Origin of the sequence: Legionella tunisiensis (assembly GCF_000308315.1) — a bacterium.
Lineage (GTDB): Bacteria > Pseudomonadota > Gammaproteobacteria > Legionellales > Legionellaceae > Tatlockia > Tatlockia tunisiensis.
The window spans coordinates 1-14571 of the sequence record NZ_CALJ01000031.1 but is presented as its reverse complement, the minus strand read 5'-3'; the positions used below and the strand labels follow the sequence as shown (position 1 = coordinate 14571).

The window sequence follows — 14571 nt, the reverse complement described above, 5'->3', positions numbered from 1 at the left end:
TGAGTATAGTGAACCAGAGCGACCAGATTTAGTGTCGCCAACTGTCAAAAATTATATGACACCTGTTGGTTTTGCAACGCTGCAAACTGAATTACGTGATTTAGTGAGTCATGAAAGACCCGATATTGTGAAAGTAGTAAGTTGGGCCGCGAGCAATGGTGATCGATCTGAAAATGGCGATTATATTTATGGAAAAAACGATTGCGTGAAATTGACAGACGCATTCGCTATTTGACGAAACGATTGGAAAGCGCGCAAATCGTAGATCCCAAACTTCAAGTGGGCCTTACTCAAGTATTTTTTGGCGCTACTGTCCAATATAGCAATGAAAAGAGTGAATCCCATTCGGTCAAAATTGTAGGTCTGGATGAAGCAGATATTAGTGCAGGAAAAATAAGCTGGATTTCGCCCTTAGCGAAATCATTGTTGAAAGCGAGAGTTGGAGATAGAGTGACGTTACGGGTAAGTGATGGAGAAAGTATTTTAACGGTGACCAATATTTCTTACGACGTTTAATCAAGGCTACGCGCTTAGATAGTTTTTCAGCAAGAACAAGGAATTGAGCCATATTGAAAGAATCTCTATGTCATACAAGGAAGTTAGTGATGTTGTTTAATGAAGTAAAAAAGACAGTGCGTTTGCTGACTCATCCATTCTTCGCACTCATTTAAAAATAAATTGCCTAACAAAGCTTACGTCCGAATCATCTGGTTTATGCGAAAAGAATCGACCCTTAAATTGTGAAAAACTGCTAATCACCACTTTCTGCGTTTCATTCTTTCTTTCAAAATTAACATCGTCCAGCAATGTGGCAATTTCTTCAATATAGTTCTCAATGTCCCGTAAGGTTTGAATGCCATTTTCTGGATCATGTTCTCTAACGAGCGTTAAAAGCTGATTCATACTGCTAGCCAATTCATTTTCTATGAACGGCTCTGTCAAGACGAAAAGATCACCTAATATGTCTTCAAAGGCTCTTAGGATTTTATTGGCTATATCATTACAGTTACCTTGATTTACATAGCATGGCATATACTCCCTCATATTTTGAAGCTCCCACAATAGGTAAGATCTTTTTTATCAAATGCTTCGGATTCACTCATATGCATTGTATCAATTTGCTGAAAAAAGTTTTGGAAACTCTGGTTATTACGGTCCTTATGATTTTTGTAAAACTCATCATAGGCCGTGTATTCATCAATGTATGGTTGAATCATTGCTTGTTGATTTTCAGGAAGTTGTTTAATTATTTTATTTAACTCCTCCACCGTATCTTTAATTAAAAAAGTCGGTTTACTGGTTCTAGAAATCAAAAAGACTACTAGCATTTCATCCGCAACGGGTGCATTGGATAGGGCTTTGCATGCTAGTCCAATTGCTCGAGGGTCTAGGCTTCTAGACCTAATTAGCGTGCTGTTAAGTATCGATGGCAAGTGATTATAAAAGTTGAGGTACATATAATCCTCATCATTAAAAACTCTATTAGATAATTCTCGTATTAAAGGAGCGGCAGCAACGATATCTATATTTTGTATCATGTCTACCTTATCTGGTTTGTACATATCTCCAACAATACCCTTTAGGTGAGTAACAAAACTATCCAGTTGCTCAATGTCCTCATTATCAGAAAACTGTCTGCATAATGTTGTTAACTCTTTTACACTGGGCTCTTGCTTTTTAGCGGGTAGTTGAAAAAAGGTAAAAGTCCACGGCTAAGAACCTCTTCCAGGGTATTATCACCTGAGCACCCCGCTATAGTTTGGGCTATGCCATAAATAGATTTATAAGCCAGATCATTTTCTATTCGGCAATCAGTAATAATATAAATTTTTCTTGAATTAGAGTGACTAATATCTATCTCTCGTATGCCATCTTTACTATCGATAATAATCTTTGAAACACCGAGCTTCTTCAGCCTTGCATCAATTTGAATATCCTCAACAAGATCATCATAGTCCCTTAAAAACTTTGATTCTCGCCGACTGGATTGTGAAAATACGGAACCAATATTGTTTACAAAGAAAACAAGGTTTTTGCCCTCAGCCGCTAAGCTTTTATTAATAGCCAAAGAGTAGATGAAAGCAATCATATAGTTCGAATCTTGAAAAAATGCAGGTATAAAATGATTTTCTTCTAAAAAGAATCAACAGTGCCCTCAACATTCAAATCATCGTCGGTATTTATACCAAAAATTTTGTTGATGGCCTGCTGCTCATTCGCTTCAACAAGAAAGTGAAGAGAGCGAATGGCTGTTTCTCTTGAAGAAAGTCCTCTATCTTTTTAAATTTAACACCGCACGGTAGAACATCTTGATTTAACTTTCTTTCTCTGTGGGTTAGAGTCATTTCATAATAATTATCGTAGATTACAGGACCATAATTATGTAAAGTTGTCACAAGCGCTTCATCTATTGCTGTTATACAAGTTGTCGGTGGAAAGTCCCCTGGAATATAGTCTTTTAAAACCCATCGAAGACCGCATGGTAAAGGTAAATCGATAATCGCGTCACACGATTCAATCTTTTCTAAAAGTTCAGTATTTGACTCAAGCAGCCTGTTAAATTCGTTAACTGCTACATCTATTTCTCGTGTGTCTTGTGGATATTCCAAAATAACCGCTTGAGATTGGTTTGGGTCAGTTGCTTCATTAAATTCATCAACCAACCGTTTGATTCTCCCTCCATTTTTCTCATTACCAGCTTGAAGAACAATAAAGGAGCATATGGAACAATCGTTACCAAAATGAGCACGAATTATCGGTTCCAACTCTTGCCAGTGGACAAAATCACCAATACCATCGTTAATAATTGGGTTGAATATAACTATGTTAGGCATTCTGCTACCTTAATGCATGTGAACAGCATAAATAGTTTTTTGGGTTTACATTGCAAGCAGATGACTCCTATCAGTATTGTAAAGATGTAAATTGGAATAGGATTAAATTTAGACCTAATAGTATATTTTATAGTCGTATTTTGCTATTTGTTCAACTCGTAATCAGAAAACGGTTCTGTCGTAAAAAATTGCGGCTCTTTTCCGTTTCTAGTGGAAAGGTCTTTTCCAAAATCAAAATGAGCTTGAGGAAAGGAGATGGTAAGTGGGGGCAGGCAGGCCTTAGGCGTTGATAGATCGCCCTTATACTCTTTGAGTAGAACCTGTATATCCTAATAGTTTATAGATATGATCAAAATACGAATACACCTACAGATAACTTTACCTAAAATGTCGGACTATATCTCGTCATAAAAGAACATACACGGGGTATTCATCAATGGGGTGGTCAGAGCTTGGGTTTTAATCGTTGAATACAAAATTTAAGCCCTGATCCCCTTTGCAAAACCATTGTTAAAAATAAATTATAATTAATATATAGAAGATACCAGGTAGGGATAGTCATGTGTACATTAAGAGATATAGTAATCTTTTTTGCAGGGGCAGCGTTTTTTCATACCTTAAGCCATATCATTCTACCTTATTTTGTTTCAATGCCTCTAGATATAGGTATTATGGTATTAACGCCAACGCTTAATCTATGGATCATTGGAATTAATGCACTGATTACGCTCGCTTTACTTTGGTGGGCATATAAGTTGAAAGGTAAAACTTAATAATATAAAGACCCACGTTATTTGTTAGGGAATACTATTATGTGAATGTAAATCAATTCCACCATATAGGTTCACTCTAAGCACCTTTATTAACCGTTTTTGTTTTTTCCAAACTAAATTTTACCGGTTACTTCAAGGAGGAGCTTTCTATATGATTATCAGGGCTTGAATCTTGTATTCAACAAGCAGGCTAAACCCCTAATCCCAGGCGTTTCTTTCAATGGCAGGAGGATTTTTACCCTGCTATTTCATGCGAGCCAAAAGGATATTTCCAGTATATTATTTAAATAATATATCTGTATCGTAATCATCATTAAGGAATAGTATGAATAGCCTGGTATTAGCCGTATTTATTTTTTAAATCTAACTACTGTGGCCTTTGCAGACAATAGCACTTACAAGGGGCCCAATAATCCAGTTATCCCTGCTGATAATAATAAAATCAGATTGAGCCTTGCTGAATGTATCGAAGATACCAATGAGATGACGAGTGATAATGGAACGCATGATTTGGCGAAAGGACTATGTGAATTACGCGCACAACATCAAGCTGCGCGTCAACAAGCATTGAAAGGGTTAACTGAATTAGTAAATCTATATAAAGGAATGATGAATCATGATCACGATCAGAGATTGGCTCAAACAATTTCATTGATTCAGAGCGGTGTAAAAACATGCCTCGATGCTTTAGCGTCTCAGGAATATTGTCATAATATAGCTTGTGTTACTGAACCGGAACTTGATGCCATCTTTTGTGATAATCAAGCTACAGCTATCATCAACAGAATTTTTAGGACGCTAATAGTCTCATACAAAATACTGCATCAATGGGGCTTGAATTTTGTATTCAACAATCAAACGTTAAGTCCTGCCCCCCTAACTCTTCAGGCTATGACCCAAAAATAGTAAAAAGCCTCAAAAATTCTAATAAAGTTCTAAATATTGTCTTTTTGATTTATTTTTTTGCGAATATTTGTGGTGTTTAACTTTGATTAGGAGAAAAAATGCCACGACTCAGCCAATTAACGTTTAAGAAAATTCTAGGTGCGGGAAACTTTGGACAGGTATCTTTGTATGAGAATGATAGCAATGGTGAAAATATGCGGTAAAAAAATTCCTCTTGGCATCAAGCTAAAGCGCAGGGACAGCCGACACGACAAGCCAAATTTACTTGCTGTCAAATAATCTAAAAAAGCATTCCGCATTACGTTCTGTAATGCGGAAAATCCAGATAATTGTCATGAATGTTGATTCGGCAAATTCATAGGAAAGAGAAGCGTGTCCATTCAATTGATTATCATCGTATACCACAAATTCAGCGTGTTAAATTTATCCCGGCCTGGTGTTCGAGGTTACTGTATGCGATTCATTTTCAAAGATTAGGGCGTGCAAGTTAGGAGAAAAAATGCCTTCAAAATTATGTTCTAGTGTTTGTATCGCATTAACAATATTATCGTGCAGCTCCCCATTCCTGGAGTTTGCCAGGGCATATTGTTTTAAGCGTTGATAGGCTTCTAGCATATTATTATAACTTGGTATTATATAGGGGCGAGACACCTCCCAATCTCCACCATATGCTTTTAAAATATAGTCCATGTGATAGGGCTTGAGATGGCTTTCTCGAATAGGGTTCAACACATCAAAGAGCTCTCGGCCATATCTAAAGTCAGTGATGGCTTTCATAAGTATATCTAAAGCGTTTTCTTGGCTTTTATGACCAGTCCCAAACAGTCCATTAACAGGCTTAGGATATTTTTCTAAATAATCTAAACAAATGACTTCCAAGCTACGGCATAGCGATCTATAGGCATCACGGATAGCCGCGATAGGTGTTATTGCTTCGTGCGTTAATTGCTGGGTGGTTCGTTTATAGATTTCTTGCTCTTCTTGTACTTGTAAGTGGGATTTTTGAACATGACGTGCCGCTATATAATTGTAGTTGCTATCGCGGTCCAGCCGATACGAAACAACCGAATTAGGTCGTAATGGACTATCGGCGTCAGGCGTGTTATGTGTTATAGAAAAATCCGTGGCTAACCCATCGACCTTATTAATAAAGTTAACCAATTCGCTAATTTCAACATCATCATCCAAATAGATTGTAACTTGTGCTTCATTTAAGAAACGGGCATTTTGCGGCCCAAGATTTTCGAGGTCGTCATTTAGCCAATTGCTGAGTACTTTAAAGGTTGGAAATATACCTGCGTCACAGTAAATGTTTAGTAAAGCCATTAAGTTTTCTTTTAGTTCAAGGTTAACCAAAACGTCTTGAGGTAGATTGATATGAAGTTTGTGCCCAGATTCTTTGATGACACCATGCTTTTCCTTTTGGTTAAAGTAGAGATCATAAAACTAACAAAAGCATAATAGACGTCTGAAACACTGATACCGGTGTCATTAAGCGTTTCATTATTTTGCTTCAGCTCAGCAGATAAAGCCGGGTCAGCATGCAGCTCTAAATGCAACCTTGCTTCTATGCACTTATCCCTTAAATTTTCTAGACAAGCATATAATTCTTCTCGAGTAATACTTTGTGTCGCCTCATTGATGTCTTTATATTTATTTTTGAGCGCAATCTGATTACTTAAGATAGAATATATATTATCAAGTTTGTTTTCTAAGATGTAATCAAATAAAGTGGTTAATTTATGACGCAGCGAATCAGGATTTTTAAAGAAAATAAAACCTGTTTCGGCACTAGGGGACGTATTTTCTTCTTTGGTTCTCATAATAATCCTTTTTTATATAGACATATTAATAATAGTTCTCTTTTTCGGTATGGAAGACTTGGCAAATACAGTGCAAGCGCCATTTTCAAATGGAAACTCTAAAAATAACCAGGGCATTAGCTATCGGGCAACGCTTGCTAAATGGGGCAGAAATAACTCAATTCGTACGTCAAAGCGGGCCGGTGCAATTATAAAAGGACCACTACAGCTATCAGTTTTATCAATTTTGAAAATTATAAAGTTCGTGTTAATGTCCATTTGCTAAGGGTGATAATCTTTTCAATTGAGTAGGAAAGGTATAATGGGAAGTAAATTACATAAAACATGGACACTACTTAAATTGGTTTTATATATAATCGTTTTAGTCGATATTATGCAACTTGCTGGATGTGGTAGCTGTAAGTCATCGGGGTCACCAAGCTCTGTAACTCTCACGGCCCAAAATGGACAGTGCGTGCTGAATAGTAGCATCACGTGCACATGCTCAGGTGGCGGTCTTCTATCTTCTTGCTCTCAGGGCTCTCAGACCTTTCCCCAAGGCAGCGTTGCTCCCGGCCTTGTTCCTCCTTGCACCTCTTCATTTAGTTGCGATCATTTGTCTACCTGTAGTCAATAGATCTCTGCTGGTTTTTGGCGTAAGTTACTCATTCCAGCGCAATTGAAAATGTATGCTGTCGACGGATTGGTGGGGGAAAATGCGCGCCAGGGATTCCCGGCGCACAATAAACAATTAGGCATGTACGCTAAGGCCAATGTAGGGGCCGTGGAAATTGAAACGGGTGGTTTCTACGCCGGTAACTTTTTTGGGCTCCTGCAACCGCATAATTACCGCGGATCATGTCCATGGCATTATTGTATTGATTCACCCTGATAACCCACTTCAACCACTGCGTAGCCACTATTCTTAAAGCGATAGTTATAGTCGATACCCAATTTGGCTGTGAAGCTATTCACTATCCGATCACGCTTGGGAGAAGAATAAGTGACGTAGACGGGGAAATTTAAAAAGGAATGCGAATTAATTTGTCCAACAATGGGTGCATATTCAAAATTACCCGCCAGGCCAAAATTGCTTTGAAACAAGGCGTAACGGCCATCCATTCCCAGCAAAGGACCTGCGTCTCTGAGCTGAATCTTCTACACATCTTGCCCGCAATCAGAAAACATGATCAAATTCACCTTTTAGTTTTAGGTGAAACATGGAATTGGCAGTTGAAAATGCGCAGGCTTGGTCAGAAGCAATATTTGGTTCAATTGAACTAGGCGATAAGCGTCTAACTAGACGCTTAATGCAAATTGGGAAACAGCTATCTTCTTTACCCGGCAGCTCATTATCTGAAAGTTGTGAGGGTCAAGATGCGTTATTAGAGGGAAGCTATCGCTTTTTACGCAATAAACGCGTTAGTGCCAAGCAAATTGCTGATGGGGGTTACCATGTAACAAGTTTATTATCCCAGTCAATTCCTACGATATTGGCAATAGAAGACACAACCACTCTGTCTTACACTCATCAAGTCAAAGAAGATTTAGGCGATTTAGGGGGGCCAAAAGAAAAAGTAATCGCGGGTTTCATGTACACACTACGCTATTAATGGATGCTGAAAAAGAAAAAACGATAGGTTTAATAGCTCAAAATCGCTGGTGCCGTCCTGTGGAGGAAAGAGGGAAAAAATTTCATCGACGAGTCAGGCAATATAGTGAAAAAGAAAGTTTTAAATGGGAAAAAATACGCGAGAACTAGAAAGCCGCCTAGGCTTAAAGATGGCAGATGTTATATCAGTATGTGATAGAGAGGCTGATATTTTTGAATACATCCAATATAAATTGGACCATAACCAACGTTTTATTGTTAGAGCAAACCATAATCGAAAGTTAGAACCCGGTGATAGTTATTTATTTGAATCTTTATCAAACGCTAGGTCTTTAGGAACTTATACTATTGAAGTGGCTCAGAAAGCAGGACGAAAAAAACGTCAAGTAGTGCTTGAATTGAAAACGACTTCTGTAACATTTTCCCCTTCCGAAAGACGCGCAAAAGACCGTCAATTAAAACCGATAACGGTAAATATTGTCATTGCTAAAGAGCAAGGTTGTGATGAAGTAGAAAGACTAGAATGGATTTTATTAACCTCAGAAGAAGTATCATCATTTGACTGTACACGCAAAATAACTCGTTATTATGAATTGCGGTGGCGCATTGAGGATTTTCACAAGGCGTGGAAAACAGGCGTGGGTGCCGAAGAGCAACGCATGCAATCAATTGAGAATTTAGAAAAGATGATTGTTATTCTCTCCTTTGTAGCCATTCGTTTACTGCAATTAAAAGAGCATTTTGAATACCCGGTTACTCTAAATATTGATGACAGTATTCTTTGTGAAGAATTATTATCTGAAACTGAATGGAAGGTATTGTGGAATAGTGTTGAAAAAACATCATTACCCGAAAACACTCCCACCGCCGCATGGGCTTATCAAGCAATAGCAAAACTTGGTGGATGGACAGACTCTAAAAGAACTGGCAAAGCAGCCTGGGCTACTATTTGGAAAGGTTGGTTTCGGCTAAGAGAAAGACTAGAGGGGCTTAGGATTGCAACAGCGATGATGAAGATGTGATCAAGAGACAGGTCTCTGAGTTGTGCCCTGAATTTCTGTTTTTCTAGCGTTTATATTTTTGGAATGTAGCCGGGAGGCTAATGAAAGCAACTATTAGGGTTTTCCCCTAAATGAGTTATAGTGAGTTTCTGTTAACATAGATTTATGTCAGGAGATCATATGTTAATATCAGCCGTTATTATATTTGTTTTTGTTGTCGCCTTAGGGTTAGGCATTTTACCTCCGATATTACAAGACAGAAGACCCAATAAAACTGTTCGGGCGTTACACGGTTTGTTGGCGGCAAGCGGGTTGATCCTTATATACGTTTACGTATTTGTATTGATGACTAGTTTTTCTCCTTTACTCATGACCAGTTTAGTACTTTTAACTCTTGCAGCATTAGGAGGTTTAACCTTAGTCATTCTTGCTGAAAAAAAGATATATGCTCCTAAGATCATAGTAGCTCTTCATCCCTTGGTTGCTATAGTAGGACTATTTACTCTAGTGATATATATTTTACCGTAACCTTGATTACGCTATGCTCATCAAGGCTACGCTGGCTGGAACTATTTTAGTCACGCCAGTGTTCTATTTTGATTTTCCTGCTGACTAATGTCTTTTATTTCACGGTTTAAGGTATAACTTAATAAGGTTCGTATTAAAACAATACTGGCTACGATACCAACTGAATAATAATCCGGGGTAGTCGTGGTTCCTATTAGGTCGGCAGCAACAATAAACTCCAAACCTAATGTTAATACTCTACCTAATCTCAATCGAATTTGATTGATATCCATTTTCTTAGTGATATCAGAGTTATAAAACAGGTAGGAAAGGTAGCGAAATAATGCGGTTAAAACACCAATAAGAATAACAAGCACTCCACAAAATGAAATACTATGTTGTATATATAACAATAGGGAATGCAAGCTTAATATTTCCATGATTTAGTATTCCTTTCGCGTTGTGACATGTACTCCAACTATTAGGTTCATTATTTAGATAACTAGTATGAATATCAAGTGATTATAGCTTAGCCAGCCTTGATGCAGCTAGCGTCATGAAGGTTTATTGATGTCAATCAATTGTGTCGTTGGGCGAATTGATTTCATCATTAGTGCGTAGTGACTGTTATCCAAAGTTCGGCCAGCGATGCCTAAATCAATAGGCCCGTTTGGAGAGTGAATACCTTGATTACACTACGCGGCATCATGGCTCTACGTTTACTTGCTTTAAATGACTTCTTTGCTGTTACTTGTAAGGGTCGCTTTTGGGGAAATAGTTTCATGATTGTCTTGTGCCGTTGACGGTATTCCCATTGCTTTTATAAATTTCCATCACATTGTTTTCTATTCCTTGGCAGATATCCTCTAAGGGCAAATGGCTAAGCCTTTCGGGGGAGAATGGGTTTTGTAGTTCTACACCAATTTGATCGAGAGAAAATAACGCATAAGCAACAAGTGCCGTAACTAATGGATTGATATAAATAGAATAATCTACAAGGGCGATAGGAAGGATTAATAAAAACAATAGAATAAAACGCCGTGATTTAATGGCCATGACAAAGGGCATTGGGGTTTTTAATATGCGCTCACAAGCTCCCTGGCAATCTATTATGATTTCACGGCATTCTTCTGCTTTGAGGAACGAAAATTCATTAATTTTATTTTCTTTTACCAATAAGGAAAGTAAGCCTGCGAGCTTGCTGGATATAAAATTAGGTTTATGGGCGATGTTGGGTAGTTCTTCAAAGGTGGGCGGATCGATGAGATGCTCTACTTCCTTGATGGACTCATTCATTCGCAAGTTATTTTTCATTAAATAGGGGATGGCTGCCACGTATCCCATAAGGCGGGATATGAGCTCTTTTTCCGATGGGGGTACATAATTGGCAATTATTATGGCTAAATTACGACTGCTATTGACCACACTTCCCCAGAGTTTTCGTGCCTCCCACCATCGGTCATACCCCGCATTGATACGGAAAACTAAAATTAAACCCATGACAAGTCCAGCATACTCAAAAGGACTTATCGGAATAGCAAGCCAAGGGACAAATAAACTCAACAACGATATAAAACAGGCATAAAGAGTCGCCACTAAAACCTGCTTCAACACTTTGGGGGTTACAGAGCCATGAATAGCAAGGGCAGAAGCGAGAAATTCAGGGTATTCGTACTTATTAACTATCTTTTTATTATCTTTCATTTTATACACGACAAAAATTTATGAGACCAAACGAGCGATTTTTTATCAACTGTCCTCGATAAGCGATCGGGTTCCTTATAAACGGGAAAATCATCACGATTAATAACAGGCATAACGATCCCCCCATTTAATTAACGTAACTCAATAAATAATGTCTGGGAAATTAATTTCAAGGGGTCATTCAATCTAATGGAATACAAAACAGTGTAAATAGTATCCTAATCAGGTGAAGTGCCGGCCATTATCCCTACTTGAAACCGTCTAATTTGCCTCGATATAGGGAATACTCTTTTGAAGGAAAATAACACGGAAGAGAACTTGAAATAAGGGTTATGACGATTAGTTCATAACTGCCTATCCAAAAACTTGAATTTTTGACACCCATTTAGAAAGGAGATTTATATGAAAAATAAACTGATTCCTATTTTAATCTCTGTTCCTCTTATCACTATGGTACCTGAGGGAGCCATAGCACTTGAGGCGAAGCAAAATAATCAAGTGCAAAAGAGTAATCAGCAAGTAACCCTGGATCCTTTTGATACGGATTCCTTCTTTCAATCACCGAATGATATTTTGAAGCAAATGAATCAAATGCACAGGGCTATGGATCAATTTATGCAGAGTCAATTTTCACACATGCAACATAACTTGATGAGTCAGCCTGGCAGTACCAGTACTGTTGAAATTAAAGAAAATAAAATGAGATTATCTATAAAATAACATTGCCAAAAGGTGCTGATAGTAAAGTCAATGTCTCTGTTAAAGAGGGGCAGTTAATAGTTAGCTCAAACGTAACGCAAAAAATTACGCGAGAACAAGATAATAGCAAAAGTGTGAGTTACTCTCAGAGCAATTACAATCAAGTATTTCAATTGCCAAAAGGTTATGATCCGAACTCTATGACGACAAAAACAAACGATTCAAATTTGATTGTTATTTTAAAAATCATTATCGAAATCGAGTACTCTAATATAAAAAGCTCAAATTTTCAGAGTAACGCCTGCTTTTCGCGGCGTTACTCTTATAGCCAAGCCTTGATGAAGCATAGCGCCGTCAAAGGTTATTGACCTCAAGCTTTGACCCCATCGTTCTTATTAGATGGCGAAATGTACCTCAGCCTAAAAAAAGTTGCCTATCAAAACGGTGGCCAGTATCTTTAAACAGGTTAATATGAATAAAATGAGATATTCTTTAGTGATACATAAATATGGAATTTCCTTTATGAAAATATTGTGTAGACTACTTATATTATGTTTTATGTGTCCCAGTTTATATGCTGAAAATCTTGTAATTGGTGCATCGCCTTTTAATCCGCCTATGGAAATGCAGGCAACTAAAAATGGTGTATTTACTGGGTTTGAGATTGATCTCATGGATGAGATTTGTCGGCGGATTAATGCTACGTGCACCTATAAGCCCATGACATTTGCACTATTAATGAAAACAGTAGCAGCGGCAAAAGTTGATTTAGGTATAGCTGGTTTCTTTATTACGAAAGAACGGTTAGCTTATTATTTATTTAGCACGCCCTATTTACAAACCAAAGCTCAACTATTCTCCAGAGTTGGCTCTAACATTGATAGTAGCAACATAAATACAGGTAAACGTGTTGGTGTTGAGACTGGTACTATATTCAAGTCCTTTACAATGCAAATGTATAATAACGTTAAAATAGTTGAGTACATTAATCAGCAAGACATGATACAAGCGTTAAGCGAGGGTGACATCGATCTTATTATGTTTGATTATATTGGCGCTTCGTATTGGGTTAATAGTAATCCCAATCAATTCAAATTAGTTGGTGAAGCAACGCCGTTAGGTATGGGCTATGGTGTTCTGGCCAATCTCAATCGAAGTAGACTGATTTCTCGAATCAATAATGCGTTGAGTTCGATGGAAAATGATGGAACTTATTTAGCCATTTATTCTCGTTATTTTTAACGCTGAACAGTCGTGTTGCAAGCTGGTCTGTGAATTATGGTCCTAAGCATCAGGCTTGCTTTTGCGAACCCCTCTGTTCGCCAATCGGATTGGCAATTATCAATTCTTCAAGTCTAGTCTTAAATTAAAAGACAGCATTACCGTACTGGTCGAAAACCGTCTGGATCGCTATTGTGCCCGGAGGATAAAAAATGACTAACAGGTCTATTTCCCATGAGATGGTTAAAGCCTTGAATAATTGAAAAGACAATTATTGTGCTCAGCATCCTTGCTGGAAGTTCATTTCTTGTTATCAGCCAAAAATTTTTGGTTACTTCGCTAAGACCAACAGTTTTCATATAGTTGGCCTTTTCCTTAAAGAAGGAAAAACTGGAGACCCGAATTAATCGTCTATTAGCATCCATTCTGGCTCCCAGTATAATCCTATCGTAGGAGGCGTTTAGAGGATAAGTCAGTAAGGAGGAGATGGCTCCTGCCAATCCACCACCGACAAAATTTGCAACAGCAGGATTTTCAATAGGTAATTGGTTGGTTATTGAGTCCGAAAACGTGAGTAAAAAGTAAAACTCATAAAATTAGATACAGACTTAACCGGATATCCCATCAAAAAGAGTTGTTTAATATTATAACCAGTTAATTTAACCGGGTTGATAGTACCTCCACTCAGGATTTTTGCACGGTTATTAAAAACAGCACCAAATGCTGTATCAGCTTGAGAAAAGACCAAAGAAGTGAAGAAGGAATAATAATTTTCTCTCCCTCTTTGGATAGGCTTTGCTGTCTCCTCGTGTTCAGTTGAGACACTCTCTGGACTATTTTCCTTGTTTATGTGCTTGCTGGTTACACTAACAGCCCCCCGTTTTTGATTAGCTATTGCTTGAGATTGAAAGATTTGCCAAGTGGATTTTGCGAAAGCTAGTGGGGTTGGTTTGATTGTTGTATTTAATTGTTTATTACTTAATAGCAACGTAATCGGAGCTGTTATAATGGAGGTTGTGAGACTTGTTATACTTGTTTTAAATAGTAAATCGATTCCTTTCAACAAATAGCCATCCTTACTCCAGTAGGAGCGGGTTGCTGTTTTTATAGGAGAAATATCGTTCTTCTGAGGCATTGTAAATTTGTCTGTTATAAAAAACGGCGCATGATAACGAGATATAAATAATAAAGGAATATGTTGTATTACAGGGGGTTAAATTAATCACTGTAGCATAAGGCATATTCATTTCATTATTGGTACATAGTAGTTGATTATCTAAAAATTTAGCTAGCATGTCTAAATCAAAAGAATGAAACCCCTTAATTATGTTAAACACCCTCGGGTGCAGGGTTTGAATCATGTGTTTAACGATAAAAATTCAGCCGAGGCCTTATAGTTCCCCATGCTTGTCGCAAGGTCAGGATCTAATTAAATAAATCAAATCAAAGTGATTAGTCTTTTAAAAGCAAATTATTTAGTGTTGTCGATGCTTTTTGGGGGAAAAAATATAT

15 protein-coding genes and 3 pseudogenes are annotated in these 14571 nt (G+C 37.7%); 8 read left to right on the top strand and 10 right to left on the bottom strand.

All coding sequences use genetic code 11. The features are described from left to right. Positions 1-235 (top strand): annotated as a pseudogene (locus BN58_RS32475) (hypothetical protein); the annotation flags it as partial. Next, positions 202-516 (top strand): GreA/GreB family elongation factor, encoded by a 315-nt coding sequence (locus BN58_RS32470; RefSeq protein ID WP_232220275.1) that lies wholly within the window; start codon positions 202-204, stop codon positions 514-516. The pseudogene BN58_RS32475 and the gene BN58_RS32470, both read left to right, overlap by 34 nt. A gap of 147 nt (positions 517-663) precedes the next feature. Here the strand turns inward: BN58_RS32470 and BN58_RS02405 are convergent, their stop codons facing one another. The 4 genes from BN58_RS02405 to BN58_RS02390 all read right to left on the bottom strand — a co-directional run bounded on the left by BN58_RS02405 (position 664) and on the right by BN58_RS02390 (position 2834). Continuing rightward, complete coding sequence (locus BN58_RS02405; RefSeq protein WP_156812317.1) at positions 664-1032, bottom strand: hypothetical protein; 369 nt, start codon at positions 1030-1032, stop codon at positions 664-666. Positions 1033-1040: 8 nt separating this feature from the next. Then, complete coding sequence (locus BN58_RS02400; RefSeq protein WP_019215483.1) at positions 1041-1562, bottom strand: hypothetical protein; 522 nt, start codon at positions 1560-1562, stop codon at positions 1041-1043. Between the two features lie 95 nt (positions 1563-1657). Continuing rightward, entirely contained in the window at positions 1658-2068 is a 411-nt protein-coding gene (locus BN58_RS02395) for a hypothetical protein (protein ID WP_156812316.1), read from the bottom strand. A gap of 112 nt (positions 2069-2180) precedes the next feature. After that, entirely contained in the window at positions 2181-2834 is a 654-nt protein-coding gene (locus BN58_RS02390) for a hypothetical protein (RefSeq protein ID WP_019215481.1), read from the bottom strand. A 1145-nt stretch (positions 2835-3979) separates the two neighbouring features. Between BN58_RS02390 and BN58_RS02380 the strand changes: the two genes are divergently transcribed. Further along, complete coding sequence (locus BN58_RS02380) at positions 3980-4513, top strand: hypothetical protein (RefSeq protein ID WP_019215479.1); 534 nt, start codon at positions 3980-3982, stop codon at positions 4511-4513. 423 nt (positions 4514-4936) lie between these two features. Here the strand turns inward: BN58_RS02380 and BN58_RS02370 are convergent, their stop codons facing one another. The 3 genes from BN58_RS02370 to BN58_RS02350 form a co-directional block, all read right to left on the bottom strand. Beyond that, entirely contained in the window at positions 4937-5869 is a 933-nt protein-coding gene (locus BN58_RS02370; RefSeq protein ID WP_026069197.1) for a hypothetical protein, read from the bottom strand. Next, a complete protein-coding gene (locus BN58_RS02365) occupies positions 5851-6336 on the bottom strand; it encodes a hypothetical protein (protein ID WP_019215477.1) in 486 nt (161 codons plus the stop codon). Before BN58_RS02365 ends, BN58_RS02370 begins: the two co-directional genes overlap by 19 nt. A gap of 849 nt (positions 6337-7185) precedes the next feature. Beyond that, positions 7186-7446 carry an Lpg1974 family pore-forming outer membrane protein gene (locus BN58_RS02350; protein ID WP_040916046.1) on the bottom strand — a complete coding sequence of 87 codons (261 nt, stop codon included), beginning with the start codon at positions 7444-7446 and terminating at the stop codon, positions 7186-7188. A gap of 89 nt (positions 7447-7535) precedes the next feature. Here BN58_RS02350 and BN58_RS21400 point away from each other — a divergent pair. Together BN58_RS21400 and BN58_RS02340 are read left to right on the top strand one after the other, a co-directional pair. Next, positions 7536-8949: pseudogene (locus tag BN58_RS21400) on the top strand (IS4 family transposase). Between the two features lie 159 nt (positions 8950-9108). Further along, positions 9109-9456 (top strand): hypothetical protein, encoded by a 348-nt coding sequence (locus BN58_RS02340; RefSeq protein ID WP_019215473.1) that lies wholly within the window; start codon positions 9109-9111, stop codon positions 9454-9456. A gap of 50 nt (positions 9457-9506) precedes the next feature. Here BN58_RS02340 and BN58_RS02335 read toward each other — a convergent pair whose 3' ends face one another. Then, positions 9507-9875: a DUF1622 domain-containing protein gene (locus BN58_RS02335; protein WP_019215472.1), complete on the bottom strand. Its 369-nt coding sequence runs from the start codon at positions 9873-9875 to the stop codon at positions 9507-9509. 340 nt (positions 9876-10215) lie between these two features. After that, complete coding sequence (locus BN58_RS02325) at positions 10216-11139, bottom strand: bestrophin family protein (RefSeq protein WP_019215470.1); 924 nt, start codon at positions 11137-11139, stop codon at positions 10216-10218. Positions 11140-11541: 402 nt separating this feature from the next. Between BN58_RS02325 and BN58_RS37420 the strand changes: the two genes are divergently transcribed. From BN58_RS37420 to BN58_RS02315, 3 genes are all read left to right on the top strand, one after another. Next, positions 11542-11859, top strand: a complete 318-nt coding sequence (locus BN58_RS37420) for a hypothetical protein (RefSeq protein WP_408605447.1) — start codon at positions 11542-11544, stop codon at positions 11857-11859. A gap of 2 nt (positions 11860-11861) precedes the next feature. Beyond that, a complete protein-coding gene (locus tag BN58_RS37415) occupies positions 11862-12206 on the top strand; it encodes an Hsp20 family protein (RefSeq protein WP_408605446.1) in 345 nt (114 codons plus the stop codon). A gap of 190 nt (positions 12207-12396) precedes the next feature. Continuing rightward, entirely contained in the window at positions 12397-13080 is a 684-nt protein-coding gene (locus BN58_RS02315; protein WP_232220274.1) for a transporter substrate-binding domain-containing protein, read from the top strand. 137 nt (positions 13081-13217) lie between these two features. On the opposite strand, the pseudogene BN58_RS37410 reads toward BN58_RS02315, so the two are convergent. Further along, positions 13218-14194, bottom strand: a pseudogene (locus BN58_RS37410) (hypothetical protein). Between the last annotated feature and the right edge of the window lie 377 nt (positions 14195-14571).